General features: G+C 61.0%; 10 protein-coding genes. 7 read left to right on the forward strand and 3 right to left on the reverse strand.

Features of this window, described 5'->3' with window-relative positions:
- Positions 1–12 precede the first annotated feature (12 nt).
- The 4 genes from AGR2A_RS08450 (at position 13) to AGR2A_RS08470 (ending at position 5,833) form a co-directional block, all read left to right on the forward strand.
- Positions 13–1,272: an N-acetylmuramoyl-L-alanine amidase gene (locus AGR2A_RS08450; RefSeq protein ID WP_072494321.1), complete on the forward strand. Its 1,260-nt coding sequence runs from the start codon at positions 13–15 to the stop codon at positions 1,270–1,272.
- A gap of 325 nt (positions 1,273–1,597) precedes the next feature.
- Positions 1,598–4,045: a penicillin-binding protein 1A gene (locus AGR2A_RS08455; protein WP_004441461.1), complete on the forward strand. Its 2,448-nt coding sequence runs from the start codon at positions 1,598–1,600 to the stop codon at positions 4,043–4,045.
- Positions 4,046–4,143: 98 nt separating this feature from the next.
- Positions 4,144–5,275 (forward strand): peptide chain release factor 2 gene (prfB, locus tag AGR2A_RS08465; RefSeq protein WP_004441463.1). Its coding sequence is split into 2 segments (ribosomal slippage): positions 4,144–4,212 and positions 4,214–5,275, totalling 1,131 coding nucleotides; the frame shifts between segments, so codons are not numbered across the junction.
- 75 nt (positions 5,276–5,350) lie between these two features.
- Positions 5,351–5,833, forward strand: a complete 483-nt coding sequence (locus tag AGR2A_RS08470; protein WP_072494322.1) for a cysteine hydrolase family protein — start codon at positions 5,351–5,353, stop codon at positions 5,831–5,833.
- 25 nt (positions 5,834–5,858) lie between these two features.
- Here the strand turns inward: AGR2A_RS08470 and AGR2A_RS08475 are convergent, their stop codons facing one another.
- Complete coding sequence (locus AGR2A_RS08475; RefSeq protein ID WP_072494912.1) at positions 5,859–6,359, reverse strand: hypothetical protein; 501 nt, start codon at positions 6,357–6,359, stop codon at positions 5,859–5,861.
- 20 nt (positions 6,360–6,379) lie between these two features.
- Positions 6,380–7,153, reverse strand: a complete 774-nt coding sequence (locus AGR2A_RS08480) for an NAD kinase (RefSeq protein WP_022556066.1) — start codon at positions 7,151–7,153, stop codon at positions 6,380–6,382.
- Positions 7,154–7,460: 307 nt separating this feature from the next.
- On the opposite strand from AGR2A_RS08480, the gene AGR2A_RS08485 reads away from it, so the two are divergent.
- Positions 7,461–8,378, forward strand: a complete 918-nt coding sequence (locus tag AGR2A_RS08485; protein ID WP_072494913.1) for a PhzF family phenazine biosynthesis protein — start codon at positions 7,461–7,463, stop codon at positions 8,376–8,378.
- Between the two features lie 110 nt (positions 8,379–8,488).
- On the opposite strand, the gene AGR2A_RS08490 is transcribed toward AGR2A_RS08485, so the two are convergent.
- Positions 8,489–14,854 (reverse strand): hypothetical protein, encoded by a 6,366-nt coding sequence (locus tag AGR2A_RS08490; protein ID WP_072494323.1) that lies wholly within the window; start codon positions 14,852–14,854, stop codon positions 8,489–8,491.
- A gap of 477 nt (positions 14,855–15,331) precedes the next feature.
- Between AGR2A_RS08490 and AGR2A_RS08495 the strand changes: the two genes are divergently transcribed.
- On the forward strand, positions 15,332–15,700 hold the full coding sequence (locus AGR2A_RS08495) for an Hpt domain-containing protein (RefSeq protein ID WP_006697585.1): 369 nt from the start codon (positions 15,332–15,334) through the stop codon (positions 15,698–15,700).
- A gap of 131 nt (positions 15,701–15,831) precedes the next feature.
- The gene (locus AGR2A_RS08500; RefSeq protein ID WP_006697584.1) at positions 15,832–16,152 is read left to right on the forward strand and encodes a 2Fe-2S iron-sulfur cluster-binding protein; all 321 of its coding nucleotides are present in this window, start codon (positions 15,832–15,834) and stop codon (positions 16,150–16,152) included.
- Positions 16,153–16,411 lie beyond the last annotated feature (259 nt).

Below are 16,411 nucleotides of genomic sequence, written 5' to 3' on the forward strand. Positions count from 1 at the left end.
TTCTTGAAGACCATGAATTTCACGCGCAGCGCAACGAAATCAGGTGGGGCAGGGTGGATTGGCGCGCGAATCGCGCGGCTTGCGGCTGTCGTGACAGTGTCTGCCGTCGCCTCGGTTTCCGCTGTCCCGGCCGTCCAGGCCACGGAGCCGCTCGTCGCGCATCAGGCCCGCATCATCGGTGATGAGGCGCGCACGCGCATCGTTCTCGATTTTGCCGAGGAGCCGGAGTTCGACGTTCACTATCTCGATTCGCCCGCCCGCATCGTCGTGGACTTCCCGGCGGTGAATTTCAGCTTTCCCGCATCCGATCTCAGGCCGACCGGCCTTTTTTCCGATATTCGCTTCGGCGGAATGGGGGAAAACAGCGCCCGTATCGTGCTGACGGCGAAGAAGCCGGTGCGGGTGGCGGTCGCTGAAACGAAAAAGGCCGATGACGGGCAGTCCTTCCGTTTCGTCCTCGATACGGAGATCACCACCAGGGGCAAGTTCGCCGAACTTGTGAAGGAGCAGCAGTGGCAGGCGCCTGCGCCCGTTACCACCGCCGCGATTTCTCCCGCGGACAAGACTTCCCGCCCGGCGGAATTCGTCATCGCGGTCGACGCCGGTCATGGAGGCATCGATGCCGGCGCCTCAGGTGGCACGACAGGCACCGAGGAAAAGGTCATCACCTTGATGTTCGCGAAGGAGCTCGCGGAGCGCCTGAACCGCGAGCCCGGCATAAAGGCCTTCCTGACGCGTGATTCCGATACATTTCTTGCCTTGTCCGAACGCGTGACGATCGCGCGGCAGAACAACGCCAATCTTTTCATCTCCCTGCATGCCGATACACTGAAACAGAAGGGCATACGTGGCGCGACCGTCTATACTTTGTCCGATCGCGCGTCGGACCGTATGGCGCAGGAATTGGCGGAGCGTGAAAACAAGTCCGACCAGATCGCCGGTGTCGCCGTTTCCAGCGAGCCGCCGGAAGTCGCCGATATTCTCCTCGATTTCACGCGCCGGGAAACCCAGGCGTTCTCGGTGACACTCGCCGAAAACATCGTTTCGTCCTTCGAGGGGCAGGTTGGCCTCATCAACAATCCACATCGTTACGCCGGTTTCATGGTGTTGCGCGCCCATGACGTGCCATCGGTGCTTCTCGAGCTTGGTTTCCTTTCCAATCCTGACGACGAGAAGCTGCTTCTCGATGCGGAATGGCGCAAGAAGGTGGCCGATACGCTGGCAACAGCCGTCGGGCGGTACCGTTCGAAGGCTCTGGCGAACGGTGGCTGAAGGGAAATGCGCCGTGTCGGCCGAGCTGTTGCCGCGTTGCCATTGATCGCTAAAAATGCTGTTCAATTCGGGACCTTGCGGATGAATAACGGGGCCGAGCCCTATTTTACTCACATTCGCCGCGTTACTCGGAACTCGGATTCGGTGGCGGTCCGCAAAGCGTTGGCGCGGAGTTGCGGGCTGGTGGCCCGGTAACATATCAGCGAATGCTGCCGTATCCGGCTTGTCATCGAAGGTATGGTGTGCAAAACGGCACGCGATATGCAAAGATGCGCCCGTTTCCTCGGGCGTGGATGGTTACGATTCGAATTATCGGTAGCTTGGTATGATCAGACTGATTGGATATTTTTTCGGCTTGGCCAGCGTGCTCTTCCTGTGCGCCGCCGCCGCCGGTGCGATTTATTTGCACGGCGTGACGAAGGACCTGCCGGATTACGCAGTTCTGAGCACCTATGAACCGCCGGTCACGACCCGCGTGCATGCGGGCAACGGGGCGCTTATGGCGGAATATGCCCATGAGAAGCGCCTGTTCCTGCCGATCCAGGCGATTCCCGACCGGGTGAAGGCGGCCTTCCTGTCCGCGGAAGACAAGAATTTCTACAATCACCCCGGCGTCGATGTGTGGGGCCTCGGCCGTGCCATTCTCGTCAATATCCAGAATTTCGGCTCCGGCCGCCGTCCGGTGGGCGCATCCACCATCACCCAGCAGGTCGCGAAGAACTTCCTGCTGACAAACGACCAGACCATCGACCGCAAGCTCAAGGAAGCCATTCTTTCCTTCCGCATCGAGCAGACCTATTCCAAGGACAAGATTCTTGAGCTTTATCTCAATGAGATCTTCTTCGGCCTGAATTCCTACGGCATCGCCGGCGCGGCGCTCACCTATTTCAACAAATCGGTGACGGAACTGACCATTGCGGAAACCGCCTATCTGGCATCGCTGCCGAAAGGTCCGGCCAATTACCACCCGATCCGCCGCGAAAAGGCGGCTCTCGAGCGTCGCGACTGGGTGATCGACCGCATGGCCGAAAACGGCTATATCACGGCCTCCGACGCCGCAGACGCCAAGAAACAGCCGCTTGGAGTGAACCTGCGCCGCGGTGGTGCACATATCTTCGCGTCCGACTACTTTGCCGAAGAAGTCCGCCGCCAGATCGTTGAGAAATACGGCGAGGAAGCACTTCTCGAAGGCGGCCTTTCCGTTCGCACTTCCTTTGATCCCCAGATTCAGATGGAGGCCCGCAAGGCGCTTCAGGATGGTCTGGTGCAGTATGATGAGCGTCGCGGTTTCCGTGGGCCCATCGAAAAGATCGAGACGGCCGGCGACTGGACGGCTGCGCTTGCCAAGGTCAAGGGCTTGAGAGACGTTCCGGAATGGAAGGTCGCGGTCGTGCTTGCGGTTGCCGCAGATGGTGTCGATATCGGCATCCAGGCCGACCCCGATGCGGAAGATGGCGACAAGCGCACGCGCGGTCACATCTCTGCGGAGAACATGCGCTGGGCCTATCGTGACGCGGCAGGCAAGAAAGCCACCGCCAAGTCTCCGGTTGGCGTCCTGACAGTCGGTGACGTCATCTATGCACAACCGCTTTCCAGCTCCGGAAATGAATATCGCCTGCGGCAGCCGCCCAAGGTGCAGGGTGGTATGGTGGTGATGGACCCGCATACCGGCCGCGTTCTGGCCATGGTCGGCGGTTTCTCCTATGCGCAATCGGAGTTCAACCGCTCGACGCAGGCAATGCGTCAGCCCGGTTCCTCGTTCAAGCCATTCATCTATGCAGCGGCGCTCGACAATGGCTATACGCCCGCATCGGTTATTCTTGATGCGCCGATTGAGGTGGTGTCGGGCGGCCAGGTCTGGAAACCGCAGAATTACGGCGGCGGTTCTGCAGGTCCCTCGACCCTGCGCCTCGGCATCGAAAAGTCTCGTAACCTCATGACCGTGCGTCTGGCGCAGGACATGGGCATGAATCTGGTGGCGGAATATGCCGAACGCTTCGGTATCTACGACAAGATGCCGCCGCTTCTCTCCATGTCGCTCGGTTCTGGTGAAACCACCGTGATGCGTATGGTTTCGGCCTATTCGGTCATCGCCAATGGTGGCAAGCAGATCAAGCCGACGCTGATTGACCGCATTCAGGACCGTTACGGCAAGACGATATTCCGCCATGAGGAGCGCGCCTGCGAAGGTTGCAACGCTACCAGCTGGCAGAACCAGGATGAGCCTGTGATCGTCGACAACCGCGAACAGGTTCTGGACCCGATGACCGCTTATCAGACCACCTCCATGCTGGAAGGTGTCGTGCAGCGCGGTACGGCCGCAGGCAAGATCAAGGTCGATCTGCCGGTTGCCGGCAAGACGGGCACCACCAATGATGAAAAGGATGCCTGGTTCGTCGGTTACACCCCGGACATGGTCGCCGGCCTGTACATTGGTTTCGACTCGCCCGCACCGCTCGGTCGCGGTGGTACCGGCGGCTCGCTGTCTGCGCCGATTTTCGGTGAATTCATCGCCGATGCGGCCAAGCATCTCCAGCCGAGCAAGTTCATCGTGCCTGCAGGCATGAACTTCGTTGCCGTCAACCGCAAGACCGGCATGGCGGCAGCGGAAGGCGAACCGGACACGATCATGGAAGCCTTTAAGCCCGGCACAGGCCCGGCCGATAGCTTCTCGGTTATCGGTGCTGAAGGCTACATGTCGCAGGAAGATATTCTGAAGACCTCGCCGCAGGCGCAGCAGGCCATCACCGGCGGTGGCGGCGGCCTTTATTGACATCAGCCATGACGTTTGGCGGGGGCGCGGGTCTTTACATCCGCGCCCCCCGCATTTATTTGAGCAACGAGTTTCAATGAAGGTGAAGAACCAGCGAAATGCGCAATGAAATCGTGAACGTAGTCGACGAAATCAAGCAGGCCATAAGCCTGCTGAGGAGGCATCTTTGACTGGGACCAGGCGATAAGACGACTGGACTGGTTGAACAACAAGGCAGAGGATCCGACCCTCTGGAACGATGCAGCAGAGGCGCAGAAGTTGATGCGCGAGCGCCAGCAGCTCGATGACAGCATCAATGGCGTCAAGGCGCTGGAGCAGCAGCTCCGGGACAATATCGAGCTGATCGAACTCGGCGAGATGGAGGGCGATGATGAAATCGTCAAGGACGCCGAAGACGCGCTGAAGGCGTTGAAGAGCGAGGCAAACCGCCGTCAGGTGGAAGCCATGCTCTCAGGCGAGGCCGACGGCAATGATACCTATCTCGAAGTGCACTCCGGCGCTGGCGGCACCGAAAGCCAGGACTGGGCGAACATGTTGCTGCGCATGTATACCCGCTGGGCCGACCGTGAAGGTTTCAAGGTCGAGGTTCTGGAAGTCCACGATGGCGAAGAAGCCGGCATCAAGTCCGCGACGATCCTCGTCAAGGGACATAATGCCTTTGGCTGGCTGAAGACGGAATCGGGCGTGCATCGCCTCGTCCGCATTTCGCCGTATGACAGCAACGCGCGTCGCCACACGTCGTTCTCTTCCGTCTGGGTTTACCCCGTCGTCGACGATTCGATCCAGATCGATATCAATGAAAGCGATTGCCGCATTGATACCTATCGTTCGTCCGGTGCGGGTGGTCAGCACGTCAACACCACGGACTCGGCCGTGCGCATCACGCATATTCCGACCGGTATTGCCGTCGCCTGCCAGCAGGAACGCTCCCAGCACAAGAACCGCGCCAAGGCGTGGGACATGCTGCGCGCCCGCCTTTATGAGGTGGAGCTGCAGAAGCGGGAAGAAGCTGCCAATGCGCAGGCGGCATCCAAGACCGATATCGGTTGGGGCCACCAGATTCGCTCCTACGTCCTGCAGCCTTACCAGCTGGTGAAGGATCTGCGTACCGGCGTGGAAAGCACCGCGCCCGGCAACGTGCTGGATGGCGACCTGAACGAATTCATGGAAGCCGCTCTTGCCCACCGCATCAGCGGCGGTGCGGATGTGGACGTGGCGGATATCGACTGAGGCCCCAGGCGCGTCGATTGAAAAAGATCACCCCTCGCGAACCCATTGCGAGGGGTTTTTCATTGGAGGAGATGCATGAATCAGGCGCTCTATATCGTCGACGTCCAGCCGAGCTTCAATCCTCCGGCAACGCTGGTTGCCGAGATATCCAGTCTCGCGCAGACCATGCCCAGCCTCGCGACTGTCGAACGCCATGACGAAAGCGTGACGCCATTTGAACGGCAACTGGGCTGGAAGCCGGGCAGGGACGATGAGTCGCTGGTGGTTGCCGATCGCATCTTCATCAAACATGGCTATGCGCCGCCACGGGAGGCCATCGACTATCTTCTGTCGCTGAAGCTCGACCGCGTGCTGGTCTGCGGCATACAGGCCGATACCTGCGTTCTGGCTGCCGGTTTTACGCTCTTCGATGCGGGACTACATCCCACGCTTCTGCCGTGGCTGACGGTCGGCTCGAGTCTCGACCGCAGCGGCGAACTGGGCGCGCGCTTGTGGAAGCATCATTTCGGTGCAGTTCTGCATGGCCCTCATGAGTTGAACAGCCAGACTATCGCATGACGAATGCCCACCGGCCAATCACGGGCTAGTTCGAAGCCTTCTCGACCTTCATCTCACCCAGCTCGTCGATCAGGATCGTCCAGCTTTCCGCTTCCTTGCTCATCGGATCGGTCTTGAGATAAACCGTCACGAAAAGGCCGGGCGAGGCGGGCGCTCCATTCGAGCTTTCGGGACGAATATCCGTGACATAGGACTTCATCTGACTGAATTCCTCAAGCTCGATATTTTCGAGAAGATTCGGCCCCTCGGCGGTAAAGGCGATGCGCTGCAGATAAATTTTCGCCGTACCATCGCCCTGGCGTATGGCGATGACCTTGTAATAGCCGCGCGTTGGTGAAGCAGGTGGGGGCCGCAGCTGCCCGTCAGGCTCCTTCACCGGCTCAAGATTGCGATCTTCCCACATGCCACTGCTGGTGACAAAGATCGCCGAAACCGGCAGCGCGTCAATCGCTTCCGTCTGCGCCCGCGCCGGAAGCACGGCGGCGGCGAAAAGGCAGGCTGCGATGATGGTTCTTGTCAGTTGCATGGCATTGTCGATCGTTGGCTTCAATTGTTGAACTGTTCGGCGAGGACCCGGTCCGACCACGAACGGTCCGGATCCGAGAGAATTCTGGCCGTCCTGTCCTGCGATTGTGCGATCCGTACATGACGAACGGATTTCACCTCGGTGTGGTCGGCCACCGCGTTCACCGGGCGCTTGTCGCGTTCGAGAACATGAATGTCGACCGTGACCTTATTCGGCAAAAGCGCGCCGCGCCAGCGCCGCGGACGGAAAGCGCTGACCGGCGTCAGCGCAAGCAGCGGCGATTCCAGCGGCAGAATCGGTCCATGGGCGGAAAAATTATACGCCGTAGACCCTGCTGGCGTCGCCACCATCATGCCGTCACAGATCAGCTCTTCCAGTCGCACCTTGCCGTCCACCTCGACCCGAAGCTTGGCAGCCTGATGCGATTGGCGGAACAGGCTGACTTCGTTCATGGCGAGCGCCGTAAACTCGTCGCCGTCGGAATCCGTCGTCGTCATGCGCAGGGGGTGGAAATCGTTGCCGCTTGCCACCGCAATGCGTTCGATGAGGCCTTCCACCCGGTAGTCGTTCATCAGGAAGCCGACCGAGCCCCGGTTCATGCCGTAGACACGCTTGCCGGAATTCATCGTCTCGTTGAGAATCTGCAGCATGAATCCGTCACCGCCGAGAGCCACGATGACGTCCGCTTCGTCAAACGGAGTATTGCCATAAGCGCTTTTCAGCTCTTCCAGCGCCGCCTGCGCCTCCGCAGTCGGGGAGGCTACGAAGGATAGTGAATAGGTAGAATGCGACATCCGCTTCCCTCGACAACGGCGAAGACCGGGACCCGGCCTGCGACTGCAATGTAACCTGTTGAAGCGGTTCGCAATCTTCGAAAGTCGTTCAAGACCTCCGGTCGCAAGCCGCAAGACGCACCCTTGGTACATGAAGACGACCGCTGGCGACAAGGCCTTTCGGGCGGGGAGACGTTCTCCCGGCCATGCCATTGAACCGCGCCGTTCCACAGCTTCTTGATTTCCTGTCGCAACAAGGGTTGCGGTGTAAGGCGGCCTGATGCAGTTTGCGCAAGGCAGACGAGGTGTCGAATGGCAGGAGACGGGTGTGGCGCTGCACTACAATATCTACGACGTATTTACCGAGACGAAAATGGCGGGAAACCCGCTGGCGGTGATGTATGAAGCCGATGACCTCGATCAGGGGACGATGCAGGCCATCGCCCGGGAGATGAATCTCTCCGAGACCGTTTTCATCAATCGCTCCAGCAACCCTGCGCACGCGGCTTCCCTGCGTATATTCACACCCTCGGGTGAATTGCCTTTCGCCGGACATCCGACCGTCGGCGCCGCGGTAGCGATTGCCGAGCGCAATCGAGGGGATGGCGATGACGACATCGATATGGTCTGCGTACTCGAGGAGAAGGTGGGGCCCGTGCGCTGCGCGGTGAAAATGCGCGCCGGCGCCGTCAGCTTTGCGGAATTCGATCTGCCGCGCAGATCTTCAAGGGTGGACCTGCCCCTCGATCATGCCGCCCTGGCCGATGCGCTGGGTGTCAGCGAAGGCCATCTCGGTTTTGAAAATCATGTGCCATCGATCTGGACGGCCGGCGTGCCTTTCCTGCTGGTGCCGATGCATAATATCGCCGCAGTGCGTGATATGGATTTCGACGCGGGTCTGTGGCTGCGCACCGCACCGCTGGTTGAGGGGCTGTTGACGGCGGCCTATATTTACTGTCGCGGCGGTGTCAATCACGCCGCAAAGTTCCATGCCCGTATGTTCTCCCCGGATATGGGCATTGCCGAAGACCCCGCAACCGGCTCGGCCGCCGCCGCGCTTTCGGGCGCCATCCACCATTTCGACGGGCTGACTGACGGACATTATCCGCTTCTGATCGAGCAGGGGGTGGAGATGGAAAGACCGTCTCACATCCACCTGCGCATGGACATCAAGGACGGCGAAATCGGCCGCGCCCGCATCGGCGGCCACGCGGTGCGGGTTGCATCAGGCACGTTCGAGATTTGATGCGGGCCATACTGGTCAAATACGTAGCGTGAAAGGATGGCGAAGCAACTGGCTCGCACAAAAGAAAAACCCCGGTCTTCACCGGGGTTTTTCTTTCAGTGTCGTTCAGATCAATTAAACCGACCCGCCGCATGGGCAAGCATCGTATAGACCTTGCCGGTATCGGAGGTGAGGTAGGATTGCGTCACGGTCCGGTCGCGGTCGGTCCGGGCCACATCGGCAAGCAGCTTTTCGAAATCGTTGATATAGCGGTCAACGGCGGTGCGGAACTCCGCTTCACGCTCATATTTGCGCTTGATCTCGTCGAAGGTCGTCTGGCCTTTCAGCGTGTAGAGACGACGGGTAAAGACGTCGCGTTCGCCACGCTGGTAACGGCGCCACAGTTCCACCGACGCATCGTGATCGATGGCGCGGGCGATGTCGACGGAGAGCGAGTTCAGCGATTCCACCATGTGACGGGGATTACGGGTGTCGGCTGCGCGGGTCGGCTGTTGCTCGGTGCTGGCACGCGGTACGGAGGCTGCGGGCGTCTCCTGGGAGGCGCCGCGCAACAGATCGCTGATCCAGCCGCCGCCTTCTTCGCGACGTCCCGCCTGGCTTGGTGCGACTGGCTGCGCCGGAGCGGGTGCCTGACGATTCTCGACTTGCCGGTTTTCGACCTGGCGATTTTCGAGCGGCAACGTGCCGCGCAGGGCAGGTGCTGGCTGCTGCTGCGCCGGGCGCTGCTGTTGAACCGTCGCCGGGGCTGCGGGCTGCGGGCGCGGCTCTACGCGGCGCTCGACGGCCGGCTGGGTTGCGGCGATGGCGCGGGCAACCGGCTCGGACACTTCCATCTGCTGCGTCGAGCGGCCGACGAGCTGGGAAATATCCTGCAGCGCCTTGATCTGCTCGGATACGGCGCGGCGCATTGCGGCCGCACTTTCCTTGGCTTCTTCCGGCAGGTCGAAGGCACCACGCTTCAGTTCGGCGCGGGTCGCGTCAAGTTCGCGGCGGATATCGTGGCTTGAGCGCCGGATTTCATCGGTCGCGCCGGCGAAGCGGCTCACCGCTTCCTCGACAGCCTCGCGCAGCGTTTCCTTGAGGTTGGCTGCGGCCGCATTGGATTTTTCGGAAGCACTGCCGAGAAGGTTGTCGACTTCCGAGAGAGAGGATTCGACACCGCCGCGCAGGCGGTTGACCAACTCGTCGGAGTATTTCTGCGCGTCGGAGAGCGTGCTCTCGATCGAGCGGCTGGCATCCTGACCGGCGGCGAGCAGGGCGCCCCGCATGGTCTGTGCCGCCGAACGGGCGCGCTGTTCGGTTTCATCAAGCGAGCGGCCGATATCGGAGAAGGAAGCCTGCAGATTTTCACGCAGGTTGCCGGCGACGTTTTGCGAACGCTCTTCAGCCTCGTTAAGTGTGGTTTCCACCACGCCAATGACATTGCGCATGGCGCTTTCGATTTCCTCGGAACGCTTGACAAGGCCGACAGACAGGCTGCGCAACGCATCCTGGCGTTCTTCCAGCGTGCCGACGAGGCTCGACTGGGCGGCATTCAGCAGCTCGGATGCCTGGCTCAGCACCTTCGAATGTTCTTCGAAGCGGCTGACGATGCCAGCGACCTGCGCCAGCGTCTGGCCGGAAATATTCGACAGACGGTCGATCTTTCCTTCCAGCAGACGGCTGGAACTGGACACCATGTCGGCGGCCTGCGACGCGGACTCCGAGAAACGGGCTGCAGACGCATTCAGCGCTTCATCCGCTGCACCGAAGCCCTGAGCGGCGCGCTCAACGGCCGAATTGAAGTTGGTTGCCGACTGTTCGACGATTTCGGCCATGCTGTTATGGGTCTGCGACAGCATATCCGTGCTCTGACGGGTGGCGGCAACCAGCTTGTTGGCTGCTTCGCTGCCGGCGCGGGCATATTTGTCGATACCCTGTTCGACGGCGTCCGCCATTGCAGTATGGGTTTCCGACAACATGTCGGTGCTCTGGCGGGTGGCTGCGACCAGCTTGCTTGCCGCATCCGTTCCGGCGGCGGCATAATCGCTGATTGCCTGCTCCACCATGCCGACCATGCCGCTATTGCTCTGCGACAGAAGCTCGGCGCTCTGCTGGGCGGCGGACACGATCTTTTCGGCGGCTTCGCGGCCGATGGTGGCATATTCGTCGACGACAGGCTTTGCCTTTTCCTCGATAAGACGCGACAGCTCCGCGGAGCGGCTGGCCAGCATCGAGTTGAGTTCGCGGGTGCGGTTGTCCAGTGCCGAACGGATCGATTCGCCGCGCGCGTCGAGAGCGGATTCAACACCCGTCAAAGTCTCGGAAATGACACCAACCTGTGAGCGGACAACGGCTTCAGCCTCGGCAACCTTGTCGACGATGATGTTGCCCGCCTCGGAGAAGGTCTGCGCCACGGCGGCAGCCTGGCCGGAGAGGCGCGTCTGTGCATCCGAAATACGGTTGACGATTTCACCCGAGCGTTCCTCGATGGCCTTGGTAAAGGCCTCGTTCTGTGCCTGCACCTGTTCGGCGAACTCCGCGCCGGACTTCGCGAGCAGGGCGGAGGAACGGGCAGCTTCGTCGCCGATGCTTTGCGTGGCAGAGGTAACCGCCCCACGCAGGCCGACAGCAAGATCGGTGGCCTTGCCTTCGATGGTGCGATTGACGTTTTCGAGACCGATCGTCAGTGCGCGGTCCATCGTGCCGAGGCGCTCATCGATGCGGGCCGTGCCGGTATCGAAGGTTTCGGCCAGGCGGCTGGTGCGGCTTTCGAAGGTGTCGGCAACGCGGGTCGTCTGCTCGTCCAGGATGCCGGTGATCCGCTCGGCGGCCTCATCGCTGGTGCGCGCAAAGACGGCTGTCTTGTCTTCCAGCGCCTCGGCGAAGCGGCGGCCGGCATCCTCGATCGACGTGTTCACATTGGCGAGATCGCCGCCGACTCGTGCCTGAAGCGTATCGAGAGAGGTTTCGATGCGGGTGCCCGTTTCGTCGAGACGAGTAGTGACGTTGCCGATAGAGGTCTCGATTTTCGAGGAGAGCGCGTCCGTCGCGCCGCCGATTTCGCGTGCGGCTTCGCCGATCTTGACGGCGATATCGCCGGCGCTGTTGCGAAGACGCTCTTCCAGCGTTGCCGCACTACCGTCAATCGCCTTCTGCAGCGTTTCCTGCTGGGTTTCGAGCGACAGTTCAAGCATGCTGGCGCTGGAGGCGACCGTGGTGCCGATCATCATCGCCTGCTCGGAGAGCATGTCGCCCATCTGGGTCGTGGCGGAGCTGAGCGTGGCCGCGATTTCCGCCTGACGCTGCTCAAGCGTGCTGCGGATGTCCTCGTGCGATTGCGAAAGATTGCTTTCGAGGCGCGAGACGCCTTCTTCCACGGTCTGCGCAAACCGGGTGCTGCCGTCCTCAACGACGCTTTCAATGCGGTTGGCCGCGCCCGAAACGCTCTGCTCGATCAGACCGCTGTTGCGTTCCAGCGATCCGGCAATACGCTCGGCCTGCGAGCCGAGCATGGTTTCGAGCCGCTCATGGCCGCTGGCAAGCGCATTTTCAAGCGTGAAAGCAGTGGCTTCCAGGCGTTGGCCGACGCCGGCCGCCGCAAGCGAAAGCGATGACGCCCTGGCGTCCATGGCTTCGGCGATCCGTTCTTCGACACCCGAAATGGTCATGTCGAGCGCCATGGTGCGGCTGTCGAGCGCATCGGCGATGCGTTCTTCCGCACCCGATACGATACCGGAAAGAGCCGCCGTGCGGGTGTCCAGCGCGCTGGCAATGCGGTCTTCCACGCCGGAAACGGCGCTGTGCAGGGCGGCGGTGCGGCCGTCGAGAATATCCGCGATCTTTTCCTCCACGCCCGAGAAGCTCATGTCGAGCGCCATCGTGCGGCTGTCGAGGACGTCGGTGATGCGCTCTTCCGCGCCGGAGACGACTGACTTCAGCGAATCCGTGCGGCTGTCGAGCGCGCCGGCGATGCGGGTTTCGGCGCTGGCCACCAACTCGCCGAGAACCGCGGTGCGTGTATCGAGCGTTTCGGTGATTTTTTCCTCGACTCCGGAGAAGGCCATATCCAGCGCCATCGTGCGGCTGTCGAGTGCATCCGTGATGCGTTCTTCCGCACCCGAAACCACGGCGTTGAGGGCTGCGGTGCGGCCGTCCAGCGTTTCTGCAATCCGGGTTTCGGCGCCCGCCACCACATCGCCGAGCGCGGCTGTGCCGCTGTCCAGCGCGCCGGCAATTTTCTCTTCGGCGCTCGCCACGATGCCGGTGAGGGCGGAGGTGCGGTTGTCGAGCGTCTCGGAAAGCCGTTCCTCCACATTGGCGAAGGTCATATCGAGAGACAGCGTGCGGCTGTCCATGGTGTCGGCGATACGTTCCTCGACGCCGGAAATGGTGCTGGAAAGCGCAGCCGTGCGGCCATCAAGCGTTTCGGCGATACGGCTCTCGGCTCCGGAGACGACGTCGTGCAGGGCAGCCGTGCGGCTTTCCAGCGTGTCGGAGATGCGGTCCTCGATGCCGGAGACTGCGCCGGTAATGGCTGCGGCCCGCGTTTCGAGCGTTTCGGCAAGGCGACGCTCCACGTCGGCGACGACGTTGTTGATCGCAGCTGCACGTTCGTCGAGCATGGCAGCGAGGCGTTCTGCCGTGCCGGAGACGGAGCCGGTAATAGCCATGGAACGGCTGGCGAGCGCTTCGTCGAAACGGTTCTGGCTGGCCGAAAGCGCGCCGAACAGGGCGTTGCTGCGTTCCGACAGCACGGCGTCGATCTTCTCGTGCGAATTGGCGAAGACGTCTGTGATTTCGGCGGTGCGCTGGCCGATCGCGTCGCTGAAGGCCTGAGTCCGGGCCTCAAGCGCGCTTTCCAGCATTTCCTGACCCGTGCCGAGCGCGGTGGCGAGCGCCAGCGACTGATCGGTCATGGTGGTGCCGATGCGTTCCAGACCGGCGCTCAACATGGTGTCTAGCGCTTCAGAACCGCCCGCCACGGTTTCGTTGATCCGGGCAAGGCTTTCCATCAGCTTGCTATCGAGGCTGCCGGCGCGCTGGTCGAAGGCGCTGGCGAATTGCGCCACGTGTTCATCGAAGGCCGAGTTGACCTGACCCACCGTCGCCTGCATCCGTTCCTCATAGAGGCCGGAGCGGAGATCGAGATCCATGATGGCGTCGTCGGCCGTGCTCTGCAGGCTCTGGCGGAAGGAGAGGCCTTTTTCCTCAAGCGTCGTGGAGAGCTTGTCGAGCACGGTATCCAGCGAACCGCCGATGATCTGCTGGCCGCGTTCGATATTGCGGTTGAGCTCGAGCGTGCGGCTGGAAAGCGTCTCGTTGAGCTGGCGGGTGCGTTCCTCAAGCGCGCTGTTGAGGCTTTCCACGCCGCTGTCGAGCGTCGAGGCATGGATCGCGAAACGTTCGAGCAGCACTTCACCGCGTTCGTCCAGCGTCGAGGTGAGATTATGCAGCCGCATGTCGAATTCGTTGGAAATCGTCGTGCCGGAGGAGTTCAGTGCCTGAAGCAGGTTCTCGGTCTTGGCAGCGATCAGGCTGCCCATCGCTTCCGTCGAAGCGCGCGATTTTTCCAGGAGAGCCGCCGAACGTGTGTCGATCATCGACGCGAAGGCCTCGCCGGTCGTGGCGATCCGCATCGAAAGCTCTTCGCCGACGATGGAGAGTTCTTCCTTGATCTGTTCCTGCGCGCCGACGATAGAGGAGCGGATGCGCTCGGCATGGTTGACGATTGCGTCGCGTTCGGCGGTCAGTTCCTGCACGAGGCTGCGCACGCGCAGTTCATTGTCCGCATAGCTGCGCTCAAGCGCATTGACTTCGGAATGGACGAGGGTTTCGAGTTCCGTCGCACGCGCAATGGTGCGCTCGATACCGTCATTCATGGCCGAGACTTCACGGCGGACCGCCTGGCCAACGGACATGATGCGGTCAGAGGCAACGGTTTCGGGTTCGGCAAGCCGAAGCGCGACTTCCGCCATGGAGCGGGCGGCGTTGCGCAGATCGCGGGCACGCGCCATCATGATGGCGAAGGCGAAGAATAACATGACCGGCACCAGAATGCCGACGACGATCGCCATCAGGCCGGGGATCGCGGCGAGGTCGGAAAGTGAACCGATATTCCAGAGCGCATTGCCATAAAGAAGATGCGCGATGCCAAGGCCGCCGAGCGCCCATATGACCGACATGATCGTGGCGTTGCGAAGCGCGCCGCCGATGGACCCGCCTTCCAGCGATTTGAGGATCATGGCCGGGCTGCGCTTGGACCCGTCATTGGCCGCTTCGAGATTGGGCGATTTCGGCGCCGGTTCGACAGGCGTGCGCGCGACTTCGGGAGCAGGGGTCGGTCTGCTGGCTTCCTTCACTCTGGCCTCCGGCTGCTTCGGCGCTGCAGTCTTCCGCGTCTCCGGCTTTTCTTCGAAAGCGCCAAGCTGCAGGGCATCTTCCAATGCCTGGAAAGCAGTCTCGTCGACAGAGTCGCTGATCTTGTTATTCGCCATGCGGTTACGCCTCGTTACACATACGCCCGGCTTCATGCCGTTGGACCGCCTGCCTATGCAGGCGGACTGCCGCCATCATGCCAGCGGAACATATCCCTCCATGAGAGAACAATCCCGCCACTTACCAAATCCCGAATGCTGGTGATCCAGCTTTCGGGCGAAATTACAACACTGTGCCGCAATAACAAAGCTCGTGCCTAGGCCTCGCAGCAACAGCAGTACCGTAGTGACACATTTAGGTGTTCGAAACAATTAATGCGGATTTGCGGTGGTGGCGAAGTGTCGGCTTTTTAACAGTTTTTAAACCTGAGTTTCACGCTGAACGCCTTGTTTCGCATAAGTTTAACATAAATTAACCATAGCAGAAGATTTTCAGCCGCGTCACGCCGTAATTTAAGCCGATAGCACCGGTTAGGATGCCTGAATACGACACAGATGTGACACGAAACAGGAAACGGCAAGACAGGAATTTGAGACATGGCAGCAGTCAGTATCGCTTTCGAAGCGCCCGATAATTGCGGCGGCGCGCCGGTCACTGGAAAAAAGCCTATCGATTTCGATCATCTGGCCCGTCAGACGATGGGCGACAAGGATCTTGAGATCGAGGTGCTGCAACTGTTCAGCCGCAATGCGCGCGCCGCGCTGCACGAAATGGCGGGCGCCGGCGACACGGGCGTGAAGGCGACAGCGCACCGTTTGAAGGGCGCAGCACAGGCTGTCGGCGCCTTTGATGTTTCTGTGGCTGCCGCCGCCGTGGAGGCTGGTGGCAATGACAGCGTCGCGATTGCAAAGCTTGCGGCCGCCATTGTCGAGGCGGAAAATTTCATCCTGAAACTTTGCCGCTGAGGCGTAACTCATCAAAATTGCGGTTTCGCAAGGCCGGTTGAGGCCCTGGGCGCCCTCCAAGCGGGTTGCCAAGGCGAACCGGCCTTTCTATGTGTTTAGAACAGTTCTTAGATCACATTCTGGATTTCGGCATGACAAAACTGACAATCGTTGCCTTTGACGGCACGCCCCATGAACTCGACGTGAGCAACGGTTCCACCGTGATGGAGAATGCCGTGCGCAACTCCATCCCCGGCATCGACGCGGAATGTGGCGGTGCCTGCGCCTGCGCCACCTGTCATGTCTATGTCGACGACGCCTGGTCGGAGCGCGTTGGCGGGCCGGAGCCGATGGAAGAAGACATGCTGGATTTCGCTTTCGATGTGCGGCCGACTTCGCGTCTTTCCTGTCAGATCAAGATGAGCGACGACCTTGACGGTCTCGTCGTTCACGTTCCTGAGCGCCAGGGCTGAGACGAAACGGCTTTGCGGCAGAAAAAGCCCCGCTCACCAAGGTAGCGGGGAGCGGGGCGAGGCGGGTACGCAGCATGCAGGCGAGGGAGGAAACACCTGCGAGCCCTCAAGTGCGCACCGGGAGAACCGGAGGCGGCTGCGACCATCAAAGCTTTTGAGACAGGATGGTCCGAAACCGTACGTACAACGTACAATGAGTCTCGCCGGACGCACCATCACCAGAAGTCACGGGTGAGATCGGACATCACGTAACGTCAAT

The organism is Agrobacterium genomosp. 2 str. CFBP 5494, from assembly GCF_900013495.1.
GTDB lineage: Bacteria > Pseudomonadota > Alphaproteobacteria > Rhizobiales > Rhizobiaceae > Agrobacterium > Agrobacterium pusense.